A 20,133-nucleotide genomic window follows, 5' to 3' on the forward strand; every position below is an offset into this window, starting at 1 on the left:
TGTTGAAGCGGCAGCTTTGATGCTGCCGCTGCAGGATGAATTGACCCCAGAAACCGCCTAATTCCGGTCAGGCAGCAGGTGTCTTGAATTGCTGATCGAACAGGCTTCGGAAACTGCCATTCTCTTCCATCAGCTCCTCAAGGTTGCCCTGTTCGATAACTTCACCATCCTGCACAACCATAATTCGGTCCGCTTCCAGGATCGTTGACAGGCGGTGCGCAATCACGATCGTGGTGACATTCTCGGTCAGCTTATCCAGCGCCTCTTTGACCAGAGACTCGGATTCGGCATCCAACGCGCTTGTCGCCTCATCAAGCAGCAGAATTTCTGCATTCCGCAGAATAGCGCGCGCAATCGCCAGACGTTGCTTCTGACCGCCGGACAGGAATGCGCCATTCTCGCCAACTTCTGTGTCGTAACCTTCCGGCAATTCACTGATGAAATCATGCGCATGTGCCGCGCGCGCCGCGGCCTTCACCTCTTCGTCTGTCGCATCAGGGCGCGCAAAACGCAGGTTTTCCATCACGTTGGTCGAAAACAGGAAAGTATCCTGACCCACATAGGATATTTTCCGCCGCAGCGATGCAAAGCTCACATCAAGCAAATCCTGACCATCAATTTCAACAGACCCCTCGTCAGGATCATAAAACCGCATGATCAACCCAAAGATCGTGGATTTGCCGCCACCTGATTGCCCCACAAGAGCAGTGGTTTTACCTGCCTCGAAGGTCAAATTCATATCTTTGATGACGGGCAACGATCCCTGATAACCAAATGTCACGTTGTGCATCCGGATTTCACCCGGGCCCGAGCGCAGCTGTTTCGGCTCCGTGCTTTCACGCATCGGATCTTCTTCGTCCAGAAGTTCGAACATCATCCCAATCGGCACCAGCGCGGTTTCGATCACAACACGCATGCGTGACAGACGCTTTGCCGGTTCGTAGGCCATCAAAAGCGCTGTGATGAATGACATCAGCTGACCTGCTGTCGGTGGTTCCGACCCCGCGATTCCCATCGTACTGACCACAAGAACCCCGGCCACGGCAAGTCCGGCCAGAAACTCCATCAGGGGGCTGGCAATAGACTGCAACTTGGCAATGTCGTTGGAACGCTTTTCTACCGCAAGGATCGCCTCATCCATGCGCTCGGTCATGTGACCTTCCAGCGCGAACACTTTGATGACCTTGATCCCACCCGAAGTTTCCTGAAGTACACGGATGATCTCAGCCAGTGACTTGAGGTTGGACTGCATGATTTTTCGTACGCTTTTAAGCAAGTAACGCACGCTCAGCAACGCAATCGGGCCAACGACGAAGAACAGCACCGAGAGAACGGGTTGCTGATAGACCATGACGAAAACGAGACCCACCAGGGTAAGGGCGTCGCGTACGAAACTAGTCACGATCACGTCAACCAGCTGCCGCGCGGCCTGTGCTCCATAGGTCACGCGCATCAGGAGTTCCGAGGACTCAACCTTGGAATAGAAGTCAACACCGCGCCGAAGCAGCTTTCGATACACGTTCTCTTGCTGCACCGCGATGATACGGTTACCCGCACGCGCCAGAAAAACAGACTGTATGTATGAAGCGACCGCTTTGGTGAAAAACAGCGCAACCACACCCAACGCGATCAGGTGTACCTGAGACCGCATATCTGGGTTGGTCATGGCATCGACGATGTTTTCCATCATCCAGGCAGTGCCCGCAGTTGTACCAGCAACAACGGCCATCGCAACCATCGCGATACCGTACAGCCACCCTTGACCACGGATACTGTCACCTACCAAACGGCCGATATAGCCGGATCGCCATTTCGTCCAGGCTTTCCTGATCATTCCGTTCTCCAAAATCTCATCATTATTAACCTGTCACGGCCATGTCTGTCACACGCCGAAAGTTCCACAACGAATTGGACTCAACGCAAAAGACGGGTTGCGCCTAGTTATGCGGGACGGGCGCAAGATTCCAGAGGGCCTGCGAAGAATAGGAGGATACATGACCATTAACACACGCTCTGGCCCTCAGCAGCTAGGCAATCCGTCGCTTCTAGCGCCACACAACTTCTCCCAAAAATATGTAGCCAGCCCCATATATCGTCTTGATTAACTGAGGGTTTTTGGGATCTTCACCCAGTTTGGTCCGCAATCGGGAAATACGTACATCCATTGCCCGATCAAAGCTTTCCCCTGCGGCACCGCCCAACATTTCCTGCATCTGGGCCCGGCTGATCAGACGTTTCGGGCTTTCGAGGAACAATCGCAACACCTCACCTTCGGCGTGGCTGAACGTGGTTTCGGCACCGGTCTCATCTTCCAGCACATAGCGGTCGAAATGGGCCGTCCAGCCGTTAAATCCTGCTGTTTCCGAGCTTTGCGCCTGCGCTTTTGGTGAACGTAACCTCGCACGGATACGCGCCACTACTTCGGCCGGATCAAAGGGTTTGGTGATGTAATCATCCGCTCCAAGCTCCAGCCCGGTCACCCGGTCCTGAACCTGTGCACGCCCCGAAATGATGATCACCGCCGCCCCTTGCTCCAACGCCAGGCGGTGAACCAGTGCCAAACCATCCGTATCCGGCAAAGACAGGTCAACCAGACAGACATCGGGTGTCACGCGCTTGAGTGAGGCTTCGAATTCTCGCGCGCGGGCAAAGCTCTGTGTACGAAAGCCGGCCTCTTCCAGTGCATCAGTCAGAATCCGGCGTATTTCAGGCTCATCGTCAAGGATGGTCACCAGCGGTTGGGTCATCAGGCAGCCTCGGTTCGGATCAGGGCAGACAATTGCGTACCTGTAAACGGCTTTTGCAGCACCGGCGCAAGGCCAAGCGCGCGCCGATACAACGGGTCGTCATGGGGCAACGAAGTCATCAGGATACAGGGTACGGAATGGTTCAGTTTCTCGACAAGATCGATACCCGTCCCCGCACCCTCCAGGCGGATATCCGACAGCACAAGCCCGATATCACCGATATCCTTGGTCAGGGCCAGTGCCTCATCGACCGAAGTTGCCTCGATCACCGAGCAGCTCAGTTCGATAAGCATATCGCGGAACTGGCTGCGCAGTTCATCGTTATCCTCAACCAGCAGCACCAATCCTTCGCGTACCGGAGGTGCCGGTCGATAGGGCAAGCGCAACACAACGGACGCACCCGACGGGGTATTACGTAAGTTCAGATCACCGCCTGCCAGCTTGACAGTGTCATAGACCATCGGCAGTCCCAGCCCCGAGCCATCACTGCCCTTGGTTGTGAAGAATGGGTTCAGCGCCTTCTTCAATGCCTCGGACGAAAATCCCGGGCCGGTGTCTGAGACGGTGATTTCGATCCAGATGTTGCCAATTGCATGGGCGCTGATGGTGATCTGACCGGATGGCCCGCAGGCGTCGCGAGCGTTGAGTACCAGATTCAACAACGCATCCTGCACCATCCCCGGATCCAGCATCAATGCCCCATCCGGAAGTGTGTTTACCACCGAAAGCCCCACACCGCGCGGCAGAGAGGGGGTTGCCAGAATCCGCAAATCCTCCAACAGCGCCTTCATGTCCGTTGCCTGTGGATGGGGCGTTCTGTTGCCCGTCATATCAGCGATCCGGTTCAACAGTTGCCCCCCGCGCCGGGCGGTTTGTTGGGTGGCCGAAACGAGCTCGGCCGCATCATCGGGCAGGTTCATCCGGTCCAGCTTGGCCTGCATCCCAAGAATGATGGTCAAAAGGTTCGAAAAGTCATGAGCCAGCCCGCTGGTCATCTGGGCGGCCATGGCGCGCCTGCGTGTCTGTTGCAGCGCGACGCGGGCTTGCGTCTCTTCAGTAATATCGACCGACATCACGTATACACCACCCTGTTCATCGGGGGTGAACGAGACCCGGATACGGCGAGAATCCTGATCCTCGGTGAACTCGAAAACCGAAGGCTGGCCGGAATAGGCCCGTTCCAGATGCGGTTCCACCCTGTCGAAGGCCGCGGCACCAAGAGCTTCGGAAATGTGTAGACCCAGAATCTCGGACGGTCGGCCCGGCATCACGGAACTCAGGCGGCGATTGGAATAATCATAGCGACCACTGGCATCCAGATGGGCAATATGTGCCGGCATCATCTCGGTCGTCATGCGCGTCCGCGCTTCGATCTCGGTCAGCTGCCGCTTGGCTTCTTCCAGCGCCGTGATTGTGGCGGCCAATTTCCGGTTTGTTGCCGACAACTCTTCTGCATGGCTCAAAAGCTGACCGGACAGTTCTTCGGATCGGGCGCGCAGCAATTCTTCAGCCCGTTTTGTACCGGTGATATCAGTATAAACCGCAACCCATCCACCAGCTGGCAATGGCGCACCTTCGATCGAAATCACCTGCCCGTTCGGACGGACGCGTTCCATATAATGCGGCTCGAACGCCAACGCCTGTTCAACACGGACATCGACCATCTCATCGACATTCTGATCGTCACCGTATTCTCCGCGACTGGCCAGAAAGTGAATCGTGTCGTGAAACGACGCCCCGGGCTGCACGAGCTTGTCGGGCAAATCGAACATTTCCTGAAAGCGAAGGTTGCTGACAACCAGCCGCAACTGACTGTCATAGATCGACAGCGCCTGACCGATCAGGTTCAAGCCGGCGGTCGTCATCGCCTTGATACGCTGTTCGCTTATGTCCAAATCGTTCCTCCCCGGGACATATGCGTAACATCAGATCTGATGCAGGTGTAGAGGGAACGGATGCGACCTGTTGGCCCCTAGGGTCTTTTGCGCGCGATCACCCAGACCGGGTGATAGGTCAGCGATACGCCCTGCGGCGTGGCGAACGCTCGATTGTAGTCCTCACAGAACGCGGCCAGCGTGGAACGCGTCCAAACTTGGGCCGCGCGGCCATTCACACCCGTTTTCCGCAAATGGCGGAGTACATGCTGAGGGGTGTCGAACCACAACTTGCGACGTTCTTGCCAAAGGTCCACGATTTCCATCTCGTCTCCGGCAGCCTTTAAAGCCTGAGCCAGAACATCGGGTCCACACAGACCCGGAGCCCTCGAGCCCGAGCCAAGATGCACAAGCTCAGCATACTGATCCTGCCCAAATCCTGAAATCGCCAGCCAACCCCCGGGTGCGAGAGACCGGGCAGCGTTGGCCACCACATCCTGCGGTGTATCCAGCCATTGAATCGTCGATGTCGATACAATCAAATCCTGCTGCACCGGCCAGGCTACATTGCGAATGTCCCCGGATCGAAACTCAGCACCCCATAGATGGGCTGTTTCGCTGGCTTCGGGCATCAAGTCGTTCAGGATGACGTTTTCCAGACTGAAACGCTGATGCAGCGCTTCGGTAAGATGCCCGGTCCCGCACCCGATCTCGAAAACAGAGCTGTATGAATTGGGTGCACCCAGATCGGACAGGCGTTGCGCCAGTTGCTGCGCGATCCGAGCCTGCTGACCTGCTGAATCATGATAGCTCTGGAAACTGCGGCTAAAGCTGCGCTGCACGCGCGCGGAGGTCATGGCATTCATGCGAACCACTCCTTCCAGCTTTGGCCAGCAAGAAAAGGCTGATGAGAGGCATCAATCAACCGAACCCGTTCTGCCTGCGCGTGCCACGCCGTTTCCTGCGATTTGGTGGGGATAATCCTGTCTCGCTTGGCGATCCAGATACGGTCGAATTGTGTGTCAGGTGCCTTACCACGTTGGTCGATTACCCTAAGTTCATCCTGAGCGGCAGCAATATCCAATGCCGGGGGCGTACCGTTCAAACCAGCACGACGGCAAAACCGGGCAAAGCTGGCGCTGGTCAATCCGTCAGCCGTTGCCTCAACAGTTTCAGGGGAAATGCCCCGTTCGACATCAGCCGGAAACAGCGTCCCGTTCACCGCCACCAGTTGCGAAGGTTTCAGGGGCACAGACGCCAGCCAATGTGCAGCGGATGCAACGCCAAAAGAATAGGCCAGCAGTCGCACCTGATCGTAGCTGCTGGTTTCAGACAACTCATCCGCAAGGTCGCGAAAGTCATCTACGACCAGCACGTCCCCTGACCCGCTGAGCAAGGCGAACGGCGCAGGCCCAAGGGCCCACCCGCCAAACACAAGGGTCAGTTCAGACCCGCCTTCGCGCGCCAGCCAGTGTCGTCTCATGCATCCCCCCTTGCGAGGTCGATCATCGCTGTCGTGACACGGCTCAGGTCATCCGGAGAGATAATGTAGGGCGGCATGCAATAGATATTGCGCGCAAAGGGTCGAAGCCAGACACCGGTTTCCGGTGCACGCTGATGGGCGATGCGGGGATCAACGGTATCGTTCATCTCAATCACGCCAATCGCGCCGAGCACCCGAACATCTGCAACGCCGGGTAAATCCCGGGCTGGCGCAAGCTCAGTGGTCATTTGAGCCTCGATCTCAGCAACACGTACTTGCCAATCGCCATTTTCTAGCAGGCCAAGGCTTGCGATGCCCGCGGCGCAGGCCAACGGGTTCGCCATATAGGTCGGGCCGTGCATGAACACACCTGCCTCGCTGTCGCCAATGCCGTAGGCCACTTTCCTGCTGGTGACCGTCGCGGCAAAGGAGATGTGGCCGCCAGTCAGCGCCTTACCCAAACAGATGATATCCGGCGTGATCCCCGCATGATCAATGGCGAACAGGCGCCCTGTTCGACCAAAGCCAGTGGCGATCTCATCGAAGATGATCAGAACATCATGCGCGTCGCACAGTGATTTCGCCCCACGCAGCCAATCGGGGTGATAGAAATACATACCACCGGCGCCCTGCACGATGGGTTCAAGGATAAGCGCCGCGATATGATCGCCCTTTTCCTTCAACAACTGCTCAAGCGCGGCCAACCCGTTCTGAACACCATCATCAATCCAGTCATCACCCAGCCGAACCTGAGGACGCGGCAGGAAGTGCTGGATCGACAAAGCGCCCCGGAACAGGCCATGCATCCCGTTGACCGGGTCACAAACGCTCATCGCCTTCCATGTATCGCCATGATATCCGCCGCGGATGGTGGCAAATTCGACTTTACCAGTCCGCCCATTGGCCATTTGGTATTGCACAGCCATTTTCATCGCGACCTCGACCGAGACCGAGCCACTGTCGCAATAAAAAATGCGGTCCAGACCTTCGGGCAGCATCGAAACCATTTTTTGCCCAAGCTCGATCGCAGGATTGTGGGTCAGCCCGCCGAACATGACATGGGGCATCTGCTCCAGCTGTTGCTGCATCGCTGACACGATGGCCGGATGACGATGACCGTGGATCGTGCACCACCATGATGACATGGCATCGATCATTTTCGTACCATCTTCGCGGACCAGGTAAACACCTTCGGTGCGGTCGATCAGATGCATCGGGCCGGGATCGGCCACGTTCGTGTAGGGATGCCACAAATGGCTTGCGTCAAACTCCAACGGTGTCACAGGGCACTCCGGATTTTGTCCATGTCGATGGCCTGAAACGCCTGTGTGAGGGTTGCGCTGTTCAGATTGTCGATCATGTCCAAGCGCCCCAGATGCGGAACATCGGACATCTGGATGATGGTCTCTTCCACATCGGGTTCAGCCGCGCCCACAAAGGCAACACCGACAACCGGACAACCGGCATTGCGCAATGCCATCAGTGACAGGGTCGTATGGTTGATTGTCCCCAGCGCGGTACGCGCCACAAGGATCACCGGAGTCTTCCATCTGGCAAATAGGTCGAGGTAATAGGCCTGTCGGGTGAGCGGCACCATGATACCCCCTGCCCCTTCGATCACCAAAGGGCCATCAACCTCAGGCAATGCCAGTCGATCCAAATCGATCTCGACACCCATATCCTCGGCCGACAGATGGGGCGATGCTGGCATATCCAGCAGGTAGGTTTCCGGCAGCACCGGCTGACCGGACAACTGTGCCACGATCTGGCTGTCGGTTGCATCCTCCAGACCGGATTGAACCGGTTTCCAATACTGCGCACCCAGAGCTGCGGTCAGCCCGGCTGAGAAGATTGTCTTGCCTATTCCGGTATCGGTTCCGGTCACGATCAGCGCGGTCATTGGGTATCCGTTTGCTGGTTGGCGATGGCCTGAAACAAGGCCGTAATGTCGTCGTTTGTTGCATTGCCCGTGATCGACACGCGCAGGCGCGATGTGCCTCGCGGGACGGTTGGCGGGCGGATGCCTCTTACGTCAAAACCAAGCTCCTGCAATTGTTCGGCACGCCTCATGGTTGGTTCGTCGGCACCAACAATCACGGGTATAATCTGGCTGTGAAAACCGCCCAGTCCACCTAGGCGCTGCGCCTCGGAATGCGCATGGGCCATCAGATCCCGGGCGTGAATTGTCAGCGTATGGCTTTCCTGCAGTGCATTGATCGCAGCGCGAACCAGGGCCGCATCAAACGGGGACGGGGCAGTGGCGAAAATAAACGGACGCGCCCGGTTGATCAGGGTATCAATCATGGGCTTTGGACCACAGATCAAACCACCGCTGGCGCCCAACCCCTTTCCACATGTATGCAAGGTTAAAACCTCGGCATCCAACCCATGGGCCAACCCTTGCCCCTGAGGCCCAAAAACACCTGTTGCGTGGGCCTCGTCCACGACCAGCACAGCGTTTTCGGAGCGGGCAAAAGCCGCCAGTTCAGCCAGAGGTGCAAGGTCACCTTCCATGGAATACACGCTTTCCACAGCAATCCAGACCTGACCGTTATTGCTGGCCTGCCAGTCCGCCAGAACCTGACGCGCTGCGCTAACGTCGTTATGTGGAAAAGCGAGAGTTTTCGCCCGCCCCAATCGCATCCCTTCATGCGCGCTGGCATGGACCAGCTCATCATGCAGGATCAAATCGCCCGCAGCGGGAAGTGTTGAGAAGATCGCCTGGTTGGCCTGAAAGCCACCGCCCATGAACAGTGCTGCTTCGGCACCAAAGAACGCCGCTGCTTCAGCCTCCAACCGCTCATGCTCGGGGTGGTTACCACGCAATAGTCGCGAGCCACCCGAACCCAATGGAACGTTCCGAGCTAGCGCGTTCTGCGCGGCTTCACGCATCAGATCCGACCCGGCGAGGCCAAGATAGTCGTTTGACGCGAAATCCAGCCCCTGACGGGGTGCAAGCTGACGCAGGCGATGGCGTGTTTTCAGCACATCCAACGCCCGGTCCAGCCTTGCAGTGGCTGTCATTCGGCAGCCTTCAGGCACGCTTCGGATTCAGGTTCCATAGGCTGAATACCCAATTTGGCAAACAGTAGCGCATCGCTGCTTTCTTCGGGGTTCTCAGCTGTCAGCAGCGTATCGCCTGCAAAGATCGAGTTTGCGCCGGCAAAGAAACACATCGCCTGCATCTCGTCGCTCATGTCGCTGCGGCCAGCGGACAGACGTACATGAGACTTTGGCATCATGATCCGGGCCAGCGCGATGATGCGAACGAACTCAATGGGCTCAATAGGCTTGGCATCGGCCAGCGGGGTGTCTGCCTGTGGCATCAGCATGTTGATCGGAACCGAATCCGGCGCTTCGGGCAGATTGGCCAGAGTCACCAGCATGTCGATCCGGTCTTCGCCGTTTTCACCCATGCCCAGAATACCGCCCGAACAGACCTTCATGCCCGCCTCGCGAACGCGGTTCAGCGTATCGATCCGGTCGGCGAAAGTACGGGTGGTGATCACCTCGGGGTAATACCGTTCCGAAGTATCGATATTGTGGTTGTAGTAGTCGAGCCCGGCATCCCGCAGCTGAACCACCTGATTGTCATCCAGCATCCCCAGCGTCATGCAGGTTTCCATGCCCATTGCCTTGACGCCTTCGATCATGGCAACCAGCGCATCCATGTCGCGGGCCTTGGGCTCGCGCCAGGCAGCGCCCATGCAGAACCGGGTCGACCCCGAAGCGGCGGCTTTGCGCGCCTCGCTCAGAACACGTTCAACCTCGATCAGCTTTGACGCGCTGAGCTTGGAGCCGTTGCGAGCAGACTGCGAACAATAAGCACAATCCTCGGCGCAGCCCCCTGTTTTGATTGAGAGCAATCGGGACATCTGTACCTTGTTGGGATCAAAGTTCTCGCGATGAACGGTTTGAGCCCGGTAAAGAAGATCCATCAGCGGCAGGTCGTGAATTGCCTGCGCAGTTTCGCGCGTCCAGGTGTTCGATGTAGCCGACATTTTATAGATAATTTTTCCCGATGATTCAGATTCACTCGGGTTTATCAATAAAGTCGAAAAACGCAATAACTTCGATGTCACAGGCAGGGTTCTGCCTGTGACTTATCGAGGGCCAGTCAGCCGTGCAGAGGTTTACCCTGCGAAGCGCGATAAGCTTCTACATATCCCCGTGCGACCGATCGGACGGCGCGCCCGATCTGGGAATAGGCCTCGTCCGGAAGATTGGCGAAAGACACCCGCGCAGACCAGCCAGGCGCATCAAAGCCGCTACCGTTCAACAGAACGATGCCATAGTCTTCGGCCAGCTTGAACGCGATATCCAGCGGATGAACGTTCTGCTTGATCCAGTCGACGACATCCTCACCAACATATTTTCGCAACCAGAACTCGAAATCGATAATGCCGTAATAGGCGTCGTAGTTTTCGCCTGCATCCACTTCGATCCCCATCGCCTCGGTCAGCATTTTGAACCGGCGATGTACCAATTCCATGCAGGCAGTCTGATAGGCTTTCTTGGTGTCCACCAACTCGCACAGCGAGAACAGCGTCATCATCATCTGCTGTGGCAGCGACAAACCTGCCGTATGGTTCAAGGCGACATCCCGGCTGTCGGCAACCAACCTGTCGATGAACCTGATGTCGCGCGGTGTCAGACTAAGCGTGCCATAACGCTTATCCAGCTTCTGTTTGATGTCCTCGGGGTGATCAGCCAGTTTGAGGTCAAAGATGTTATCTTGTGCGACGGCGATGACCCCAAGCCGCCAACCGGTGCAGCCAAAGTACTTGGAATAGGAATACACTCCGATGGTATTGCGGGGCACATACCCCATGACGGATGTGAAATCATGCACGAAGGTGCCATAAACATCATCTGTCAGCACGATCAGATCAGGCCGGTGATTTTCGACAAGATCGGCAAGCTTTTTCAGCGAAGGTTTATTCAAAGCGACCGAGGACGGATTGCCGGGATTGACCAGAAAGAACGCTTTGACCTTGGGATCCTTAAGCTTTTCAACCGCCGCATCAGTCAGCTGAAAACCATCTTCCTCATCCGTTTCGACATGTACGGACTCGAGGCTGTAATCCTCCAGCTCTGGCATTTCGAGATAGGGCGTGAAGATCGGCGTGCAAAGCGCAATGGTATCTCCGGGGTTCAACAACCGGTTGGCTTTAAGCGTCTTGAAGATATAGCACATTGCGGCTGTGCCGCCTTCGACCGCAAACAGATCGAACTGCATGTCTGGTCGGCGTCCCGAACACATGGCCCACATCAGGTATTCATGTGCGATGACGGCGTTGTGCTGCAGAATACGGTCCGGCACGGGATAGTTGTCGCCGATGATCGAATCCGTCAGCTCGTGCACGAACTCATCGGGGTCAAAGTCAAAGGCCGAAATCGCATGGGCGACCACCTCAAGTAATGTGTCAGTGCCCGGCATATCTGCATTGGCGCTGGCCCATTCCTGCAGCCGATCATGACAACCGGCCATTGCTGGCATACCGCCAATTCCGGCAGGATGGTTCATGACACGCTTGGATTCAGTAACCGCGAATTGCCCCAGCGCAAAAAAGGCCTCGCGCGGGCGGGTCGCCACCCAGTTCGGGTTCCCGCGACCTGCGTTCAGGAAAGCGCTGTTGGACTTTCTCGCTTCGGCCGAAGCCAGCTGGATCAGTTCATCCTTGATCTGAAACGGGCTAAGCGCCTCGTAGTCGTGCAGCTTTAATCTGTCCATTGGTCAAACCTCTCCAAATCAGCTCAATATCAAAACAACGACCATACCGAAGATGGTCAGCAGCGTGTTGCCGATGGCATAGGGCATACCGTAACCAAGGGCAGGAATGCGGCTCTGCGCGGCCTCCTGAATCATACCCAGCGCGGCTGTTGTCGTCCTTGCACCTGCACAGGCACCAAACAGAATGGCCGGGTGAAACTTGAACACGTAATGCCCGACATAAACCGAAAAGATCATTGGCAGCGATGTCGCCACGATCCCCCAAAGTAACAGTGCGATACCCGCCTGCTGCAAACCGGCCACGAACCCCGGCCCTGCCGATATACCGACAACAGCAATGAAGACGTTCAGCCCGAGGGTGTTCATCAACCACAGGGAAGGCGCAGGAATACGGCCAAAGGTCGGATGCACCGTGCGCAGCCAGCCCAGCACCAGACCCGCCAAAAGCGCGCCACCGGTTGTCGACAGGCTGATGGGGAAACCGCCCATCATGATCGCCAGCGTGCCAATCAGCCCACCGATGAAAATACCCCATCCGACAAAGGCCAGATCAGTTGTGTCGACAGGACGGTCGGCATAGCCGATCTCGGCAATCGCCGCTTCGACATGTCGCTTGCTGCCAAGGATCGTCAGGATATCGCCGCGGTGCACCTCGGTGCCGGGCAAGAGAGGCAATTCCAGCATGTTGCGCGACAGTTTTGAGACATAGACCCCGCGCGCGACCGGCAGCTTGCCCAACTCTTCTAGCGTTTTACCGTGCAGGTCCTTGTTTGTGATTAGGACATCCAGTTTTTCCGACGGAATGCTCAGCAATTCGGGTGTATCCGCCTCTTTCAGGCTCGTTTCCAGCAATCCAACCAGATCACCGCGACGGCCCGAAAACATCACGACATCACCGGCCTGCAATACCGTGTCGGCGTCAACCTCGATAATCTTGCCATCCCGGCGCAGACGTTCGGCGTATATCCGAACACCCGGCAGCAGGTCCTTGACCGGCTTTCCAAGCAGATCGCTGCCGTCCGGAATTTCAAAGGCGCGCGCTTCGATCGCGCGATAAGCTGAGACTATCCCGTCGCCAGTCTCGACTGCTGATGCACCGCCAAGCTTGGCCTCGTATTCTTTGCAGGCAGCCACCAGATCGACCCCGATCAGCCGCGGCCCGATTTTGGCGAGGATAATCGCGGAACCGATTGTTCCGTATATATAGGTCACCGCATACGCGACAGGAATTTGGTTCGCATATTTCTGCGCTTCATCCGCAGGTAGCCCCAGCTGATTGATCTGATCAGTCGCCACACCAATGGCAGCAGAGATAGTCTGAGATCCGGCATAGAAACCCGCAGCATAGCCGAGTTCCAACCCGGCAATCTTGGCGGATATAAGCGGGACGATCAGACACAAGGCCAGAACACTGAGCGCAAAGAAGACCTCGCGCGCGCCATCAACCTTGAGGCCGCGCATGAATTGCGGACCAACGCCATAACCGACGGCAAAGATGAACATGATAAAGAAGGTCGATTTGACGGCTGAATCGATATCTATATGTGCCTGACCTATCACAACCGCCGCCAGCAGCGTACCGGTGACCGACCCTAGGCTGAATCCCATGAACTTCCATGGCCCCACCAGAAACCCAATACCGATAGCCAGAAACACCGCCAGTTCAGGATAGGTTCGCAGAATATTCACAAACCAATCAATCATTGCCCACCTCCCACATTCAGGCTCGGAACGCGCCGAACTTGTGGGCAGGCAGAACACCAGAAACACCGTACCGTTCTCTGGAATTCCGAGCCGCCCGTCCGGCCCAATTCAATCAGAACAGGAAATCTTTGAGGTCACGATACCCTAAGTATCGGGTTTGTCTAGAATTATCCGAATATCAGAAAGTTTATGGCATCATGCTGCCGGAACCCGGAGGCGTAGTTTGTGTTAGCGAACAGTATCGAGCAAAAGCAAAGTCCTAACCCACTTTGCTATGTCTGGCGATCAAGATCACAGCAGGATTAACAGACGGGTGTATTTAGCCCCATCTCGATAAGCGCAAGGCAACCAAATCCCGTCTGGGTTGTTTGGTATCCGAAAGTAAGCCACAGTATGGACACACGCTGACACGCGAAGAGTATCGTGCGAGGTTGGCTGACGCACCGGGCAGGAGGCGTTCGTTTTGCGCGAGAGTTTTTGATAGACGGCGACACGCCAAAGCAAGGAACCAAGGTACTAAACCGGCCCCTGCTGGGTATAAACTTCTTTGCAGGCGACGTCACCGCAGGGTTTGGGCCGTATCTGGCAATTTATCTGCTGGCGCAGTTGCACTGGTCGCCGCAAAGCATCGGCTTTGCACTTGCACTTGGATCCATCGTAACCGTTCTGGCACAGACCCCGGCCGGGGCGCTGATCGACTGGACCGATGCGAAACGCGGCTTGATTATCGCATGTGTTACGGCGGTCGGAGCGGCCGCGCTTACTCTTGTCATCTCTGACCAGAAATATGCCATCTACGGTGCCCAGACCACGATGGGCGTGGCGTTGGCCTTCCTCGGGCCGTTGATTGCCGCGATTACACTGGGCGTGGTTGGTCGAGAAGCCTTTACGCGGCAAACCAGTGCCAATCAGGCATGGAACCACGCCGGCAATGTCGCCGCAGCGGGAATTGCCGCCGGTCTCGCATTGGCAGGTTTTGTTGACGGGGTGTTTGTACTGATCTCGGTAATGTGCGTGGGCATGATCGGCTGCACACTTTTGATCAAGCCATCGCAGATCGATCACGAAGCAGCGCGCGGTGGCGTAGCTGAGGACAGTACCGGTCAGGAAAAGCCCAGCGGATTTGCCACAATCCTCAGCGACAAACGACTGATCATTTTCGGCGCATCCATTGTTCTGTTTCATTGCGCAAATGCCAGCATGCTGCCCCTGGTCAGTCAAAAGGTGGCCAGCGGCGGCGACACCAAATCAGGGATCGCCTTTACGTCGGCCTGTATTATCTCTGCCCAGTTCATCATGATTGGGATGGCGGTTCTGTGCGGTCGCACTGCCGATAGCTGGGGGCGCAAACCCCTGTTCCTGCTCGCGTTCTCGATCCTGCCAGTTCGCGCTGTTCTCTATACGTTGACAGATAACTCGGTGGCGCTGGTGGCAATCCAATCTCTGGACGGGGTAGCAAATGGTATTTTTGCTGTGCTGTTTCTGCTGATCGTGTCGGATGTAACCAAAGGAACTGGTCGCTTTAACGTGGCGCAGGGTGCGCTGGCGGCGTTGGTCGGTGTCGGTGCATCAGCAAGCAACCTGATCGCCGAAGAAATTGTACAGCTAAGCGGTTACGATACCGCCTTTTATTTCCTGGCAGGCGTTTCACTGCTGGGCGCCCTGATCTTTGCAACCCTAATGCCCGAGACCGCGCAACACGCGCGTCACGATGAGAACAGCGGCGAAAGCCCGGAGACCCCGTAACCTTCAACAACAAGCCGGAGAGAACCTCGTGTCATTCAGCCTTGCGGTTTCGATTGCCGTCTTCACGCTTATCGCGATTCGCGAATGGCTGCCCTCATTTCTGAAAATCTGGCACGTGATGACGGCAGGCGCGTTTGTTCTGATAGCAACGGGAACCATAACACCCAAAACCGCGCTCGACGCAATTGACTGGAACGTCATGCTGTATCTCTTTTCGGTCTTTTCCATAGGTCGCGCGTTGTATGAAAACGGCATCTCGCACCGTATCGCGGGTTGGATGGTGGGCTGGCGCACCCCCGGTGTTTCTCTGGTCGCGTTCATGATGTTGTTTGCACTTGTCGCAGCCATACTGACGAACGATGCCGCCGCAATTATCGGAACTCCGATCGCACTGATGCTGGCACATCAGACCGGCGCAGATCAGCGCACCTTTCTGATCGCCCTTTGCGTAGCGGTTACTATCGGCAGCATGACAACGCCGATTGGCAATCCGCAAAACCTGCTGATCGCCGCCAGTGGCGAAGTACCAGCACCCATGGTGACGTTTGTTCACTGGCTGATCGTTCCAACCCTTATCTGTCTTGGCGGCAGCGCGCTGTGGCTTTCCAAGCGAATGGTGGTGACCACACCAGAGGGCGGGTCTACCGACATGACAGACACCACCGAAGGCACGCAATGGCCTGTCCTTCTGGCCATTGCTGTTCTGGTTGTTCTGGTCACTGTCGAGAGCATTCTGGCAGCGACAGGATCGGATTTCGGTTATCCTCTGGGTGTTGCCGCCGCGATCGCCTGCCTGCCCGTATATTTGTTTGATGGCGCACGGGTGAGGACTTTTGTACGTCTGGACTGGCCGACGCTTGTGTTCTTTGTCTCAATGTTCGTTGTAACCGGCGCGCTGCTCGATTCCGGGTCACTGCAATCCATTCTGGGTGAAGAGCGCGAACATATGAACGAGCCGTTGGTGACGGCCGGCATCAGCTTTTTCGGCAGTCAGGTCTTTTCGAATGTACCCTTGGTGGACATGTATCTGAAGTTGTTGCCATCCTTTGAAGTGCCCAACCTGATGATGTTGGCCGGTGTATCAACATTGGCAGGCAACGTGTTCATCATCAGCGCAGCCAGCAATGTCATCGTTCTTCAGATGGCAGATCGAATGGGTGCCACCGAGGTGACATTCACCCAGTTCATGAAGGATGTCCTGCCCATCGGTATCGTGTCGACAGGCGTGACAATCGGATGGATTCTGCTGTTAGAGGCACATCTTTCAGGCAAAACCTTCTGACAATATCAGCTAGCCATACCTGCGCTGTGATTTCGCGCCTTCAGAGGTCAGCGAGTATAGCGAAAGAGTGTGATCCATATTGCGCATCCTGTGGCGCAACATCTGGCGACCAAGCCGCGCAAGATCCGCAGTAAACTCTGGCTTATCGGCAACGTTTTCCAGCTCTCCCTGCCCCTGATGGTCAAACAGCATCGGCGGCAAGTCAGCTGCAAATTCTACCAGGGTGAACCGGTCGTCGCGCAGGATCCCAAGGCACGAGTCACTGTTTCCCGTACCCAGTATCTTCTGCCATTTGGTTGCGGCTTCAGGCTCGGAAAAATCCAGTTCGCTGAAGGAATAATTGCGCCAGTCTTCCGGCGTCTCGCCCCGGACCAGCGGCAACAGAGACCGGCCATCCATCGAATTCGGAATATCCTGCCCAACCCAATCCAGAATTGTCGGCGTGATGTCGATGGATTCTGTCGGAGCATCGATCACCGCGCCCGCCTGACTTTGGTTCCCAGGCATCCGGATTATCAGCGGCGTATGATAGGCCGCGTCATAAACCGACATCTTACCCCATGAGTGGCGATCACCCAGCATCTCACCATGGTCTGCGGTAATCACCAGCAGCGTATCATCGTACTGCCCGCTATCCTTGAGATATTGGACAACACGGCCGATGTGATGATCCACCTCAGTCGCCAGCCCCAGATAAATTGCCCGCAGCGTCTGTATATTTTCGTCCGTTGGCTCAACCTCATCAAAGCCGTGCACAAATTCTCGCGCAGTATAGGTATCCAGTGTTGGCCCAAAGAACGGATGGACCCTGACCTCATCCTCGGGCGAGGCCAGACCCGCTGGCATCGGAATGGAGGCAGGATCATACATGTCATTGTAAGGCGCTGGCGCAACCAACGGCGGGTGTGGGCGAATATAGGTCAGATGGGCGAACCAGTTCTGTTTGTGATAGGCCGCAATCCCGTTCAAAAATGCATCCGTCAAAAAGGCGGAATCACTATCCTCGGCGCGGTAGAGGGCCGGGTCGTTCAGCTTAGGCTCACCCCCGTTCGGTGAAACCGGCTTGTAGACATCCCAGTAGTTCTCAAACTCATACCCTTTTTGCATCAGATGCGACTGCCATGGATAGGATTCTTCCATTCGCATCTCGACCACTTCGTGGAACCCGTTCATCGGATTTTCGTATGTCTTCAGTACCGGGTCATTCGCATCAAAGGCACGCGGATCTGCGGATGTGTCGGTATAGCCGAACAACATCGGTAGATATCCCGCTTTGCGCATTTCAGTGGCGATGTTGGGTATGTCGTGGCGCAGCGGCGTACCGTTGCGAACAGACCGGTGGTTCATCGCGTATTGCCCCGTCAACAGGGATGCGCGTGAGGGGCCGCAAGGGTTGGTGACCGAAAAATGCCGGTTGAAAGTAACCGCCTCACCCATGAAGGCTCGCATGTTTGGCAGATCGACATGATCCGCCAGCGCCCCCGTCAGACAATCTGCCCGAAGCTGGTCGATGATGATGAACAGGACATTTCCGGCTTGCCGCATGATGACATCCTCGATTCAAGGCCCGCGATTCTGAGGCGGACTGTGTCGCGGATACAAAAGGCGCGCAAGATATTTTGGATCAATGACCGATATTTGTCGGCATATGACCGATATTTGTCGGCATATGACCGCAAGAGAGGGTATTCCCACCATTCATGTGGCTAAACGGTGGGAATTTGACCTTAGTCGAGCTCGTATTTGGTCTCGTAGTTCTCTTTCAGGGACGGATCCTGATCTTCTTTGCGCAACAGGCAGTTCCCGATTGCAAGAACCTCGATATCCGTGCCCATGAAACAACGGAACGCATCGGTCGGCGTGCATACGATCGGTTCGCCACGCACATTGAACGAGGTGTTCACAACCAGAGCACAACCCGTCAGCTCTTTGAACCGTGAAATCAGCGCGTGATACTGCGGGTTGGTCTGTTCGTGCACTGTCTGAATGCGGGCTGAATAGTCCACATGGGTCACTGCTGGAATCTCGGACCGTTTGACATTCAGCTTTTCGATCCCGAACAGCGCGTTCTCCTCATCCGTCATCTGGCGGCGAATACGATCCTGAACATCAGCGACGATCAGCATGTAAGGGCTGTCGCCGTCCAGCTCGAACCATTCAGCGACATCCTCGCGCAAGACCGACGGGGCAAACGGGCGAAAGCTCTCGCGGTACTTGACCTTGAGGTTCAGCGTTTTCTGCATGGATTCAGATCGCGGGTCACCCAGAATTGACCGAGCTCCAAGGGCGCGCGGACCAAATTCCATCCGACCCTGGAACCAACCGACTGCCTTGCCATCTGCCAGCGCCTGAGCTGTTTCACCGATCATCTCGCCGTTCTCATAAGTCGTGAATTTCGCCCCGACTTCGGTCAACTCGCGCGCGATGTCGCCATCTTCATACTTTGGCCCCAGATAGGCGCCGCGCATCTGATCGCCTTGCTCAACCTTGCGGGGCTTTTTCAGCTCCTGATGCCAGGCTGCATAAGCGGCACCCAATGCACCACCGGCATCGCCGGCTGCTGGCTGAACCCAAAGGTTATCAAACGCGCCGTCGCGCAGGATCTTACCGTTGGCAACACAGTTCAGAGCGACACCGCCCGCCATACACAGATTGCGAATGCCGTGTTCACGCGCCAGATCGCGTGTGATGCGCAGCATGATCTCTTCGGTCACCGCCTGTACCGAGGCCGCGATATCCATGTGGAATTGCGTTAGCTGATCGGTTTCAGGCTTTCGCACGGGATGGCCGAACAGATCCTCCAACGCCTTGCTGGTCATGGTCAGACCGCTGGTATAGTTGAAGTACTTCTGGTTCAGGCGGAACGACCCATCCTCTTTCAGGTCGACCAGATGCTCAAGGATCAAATCCTTGTATTTCGGGTCACCATAAGGGGCGAGGCCCATGACCTTGTACTCGCCTGAATTGACCTTGAACCCCGTGTAATAGGTGAACGCCGAATAAAGCAGCCCCAGCGAATGCGGGAAATGCAGCTCTTTCAACATGGTTAATTCATTGCCACGTCCAACACCTACCGTGGTCGTGGCCCATTCGCCCACACCATCAACAGTCAGCACGATCGCCTCTTCGAATGGCGACGGATAAAAGGCGCTTGCCGCGTGGCTAACATGGTGTTCAGCGAACAGCAGTTTATCGACCGTGAAATCCGGATCCATCTTTCGCAACTGCTTGGCCAGCAGGTCCTTGAGAAACAGCTTCTCTCGCAACCAGACAGGCATGGCCATCCGGAAAGAATTGAACCCTTTTGGCGCCACCGCGATATAAGTTTCGATCAATCGTTCGAATTTCAGAAACGGTTTATCGTAGAAGACAACATTATCAACTTCAGCGAGTGAAATGCCTGATTCTTGCAGAACATACTCAATCGCAAGTTCCGGAAATCCAGGGTCGTGTTTCCGTCGAGAAAACCGCTCTTCCTGAGCGGCGGCGACAATTTCGCCGTCACGCAGGAGGGCTGCTGCGCTGTCATGGTACAGCGCAGATATTCCTAAAATATACGTCAT

General features: G+C 56.1%; 15 protein-coding genes. 2 read left to right on the forward strand and 13 right to left on the reverse strand.

Translation table 11 applies throughout. The annotated features are described in order from the left end of the window. Nucleotides 1-67 precede the first annotated feature (67 nt). The 11 genes from ACR0CW_RS11550 to aspT form a co-directional block, all read right to left on the reverse strand. Nucleotides 68-1,834, reverse strand: a complete 1,767-nt coding sequence (locus ACR0CW_RS11550; protein WP_155148338.1) for an ABC transporter ATP-binding protein — start codon at nucleotides 1,832-1,834, stop codon at nucleotides 68-70. 211 nt (nucleotides 1,835-2,045) lie between these two features. Continuing rightward, nucleotides 2,046-2,747, reverse strand: a complete 702-nt coding sequence (locus tag ACR0CW_RS11555) for a response regulator transcription factor (protein WP_480741914.1) — start codon at nucleotides 2,745-2,747, stop codon at nucleotides 2,046-2,048. Then, complete coding sequence (locus tag ACR0CW_RS11560) at nucleotides 2,747-4,642, reverse strand: PAS-domain containing protein (RefSeq protein ID WP_170333391.1); 1,896 nt, start codon at nucleotides 4,640-4,642, stop codon at nucleotides 2,747-2,749. The genes ACR0CW_RS11555 and ACR0CW_RS11560 overlap by 1 nt, the downstream gene beginning before the upstream one ends. 77 nt (nucleotides 4,643-4,719) lie before the next feature. Next, nucleotides 4,720-5,487: a methyltransferase domain-containing protein gene (locus ACR0CW_RS11565; RefSeq protein WP_155148344.1), complete on the reverse strand. Its 768-nt coding sequence runs from the start codon at nucleotides 5,485-5,487 to the stop codon at nucleotides 4,720-4,722. Beyond that, complete coding sequence (locus ACR0CW_RS11570) at nucleotides 5,484-6,104, reverse strand: pimeloyl-ACP methyl esterase BioG family protein (RefSeq protein ID WP_155148346.1); 621 nt, start codon at nucleotides 6,102-6,104, stop codon at nucleotides 5,484-5,486. Before ACR0CW_RS11570 ends, ACR0CW_RS11565 begins: the two co-directional genes overlap by 4 nt. Beyond that, nucleotides 6,101-7,387, reverse strand: coding sequence for an adenosylmethionine--8-amino-7-oxononanoate transaminase (gene bioA, locus ACR0CW_RS11575; protein ID WP_480787900.1), 1,287 nt, complete (start codon nucleotides 7,385-7,387; stop codon nucleotides 6,101-6,103). The genes ACR0CW_RS11570 and bioA overlap by 4 nt, the downstream gene beginning before the upstream one ends. Beyond that, a complete protein-coding gene (gene bioD, locus ACR0CW_RS11580; protein WP_480787901.1) occupies nucleotides 7,384-8,004 on the reverse strand; it encodes a dethiobiotin synthase in 621 nt (206 codons plus the stop codon). The genes bioA and bioD overlap by 4 nt, the downstream gene beginning before the upstream one ends. After that, nucleotides 8,001-9,128 (reverse strand): 8-amino-7-oxononanoate synthase, encoded by a 1,128-nt coding sequence (locus ACR0CW_RS11585; protein ID WP_480787902.1) that lies wholly within the window; start codon nucleotides 9,126-9,128, stop codon nucleotides 8,001-8,003. Before ACR0CW_RS11585 ends, bioD begins: the two co-directional genes overlap by 4 nt. Beyond that, the gene (gene bioB / locus ACR0CW_RS11590; protein ID WP_155148352.1) at nucleotides 9,125-10,105 is read right to left on the reverse strand and encodes a biotin synthase BioB; all 981 of its coding nucleotides are present in this window, start codon (nucleotides 10,103-10,105) and stop codon (nucleotides 9,125-9,127) included. Before bioB ends, ACR0CW_RS11585 begins: the two co-directional genes overlap by 4 nt. A gap of 116 nt (nucleotides 10,106-10,221) precedes the next feature. Next, nucleotides 10,222-11,838: a bifunctional aspartate transaminase/aspartate 4-decarboxylase gene (locus ACR0CW_RS11595; protein ID WP_480787903.1), complete on the reverse strand. Its 1,617-nt coding sequence runs from the start codon at nucleotides 11,836-11,838 to the stop codon at nucleotides 10,222-10,224. A gap of 18 nt (nucleotides 11,839-11,856) precedes the next feature. Then, nucleotides 11,857-13,542 carry an aspartate-alanine antiporter gene (aspT, locus tag ACR0CW_RS11600; RefSeq protein ID WP_480787904.1) on the reverse strand — a complete coding sequence of 562 codons (1,686 nt, stop codon included), beginning with the start codon at nucleotides 13,540-13,542 and terminating at the stop codon, nucleotides 11,857-11,859. Nucleotides 13,543-13,965: 423 nt separating this feature from the next. Here aspT and ACR0CW_RS11605 point away from each other — a divergent pair, with 423 nt between their 5' ends. Both ACR0CW_RS11605 and ACR0CW_RS11610 read left to right on the forward strand, forming a co-directional pair. Beyond that, nucleotides 13,966-15,288 carry an MFS transporter gene (locus ACR0CW_RS11605; RefSeq protein WP_480787905.1) on the forward strand — a complete coding sequence of 441 codons (1,323 nt, stop codon included), beginning with the start codon at nucleotides 13,966-13,968 and terminating at the stop codon, nucleotides 15,286-15,288. A 28-nt stretch (nucleotides 15,289-15,316) separates the two neighbouring features. Beyond that, nucleotides 15,317-16,570: an ArsB/NhaD family transporter gene (locus tag ACR0CW_RS11610; protein ID WP_480787906.1), complete on the forward strand. Its 1,254-nt coding sequence runs from the start codon at nucleotides 15,317-15,319 to the stop codon at nucleotides 16,568-16,570. A 9-nt stretch (nucleotides 16,571-16,579) separates the two neighbouring features. Here ACR0CW_RS11610 and ACR0CW_RS11615 read toward each other — a convergent pair whose 3' ends face one another. Both ACR0CW_RS11615 and ACR0CW_RS11620 read right to left on the reverse strand, forming a co-directional pair. After that, a complete protein-coding gene (locus tag ACR0CW_RS11615) occupies nucleotides 16,580-18,115 on the reverse strand; it encodes an alkaline phosphatase family protein (RefSeq protein ID WP_480787907.1) in 1,536 nt (511 codons plus the stop codon). Between the two features lie 182 nt (nucleotides 18,116-18,297). Then, nucleotides 18,298-20,133 (reverse strand): carbamoyltransferase family protein, encoded by a 1,836-nt coding sequence (locus ACR0CW_RS11620; protein ID WP_480787908.1) that lies wholly within the window; start codon nucleotides 20,131-20,133, stop codon nucleotides 18,298-18,300.

This window comes from Ruegeria sp. CH6, assembly GCF_056537005.1.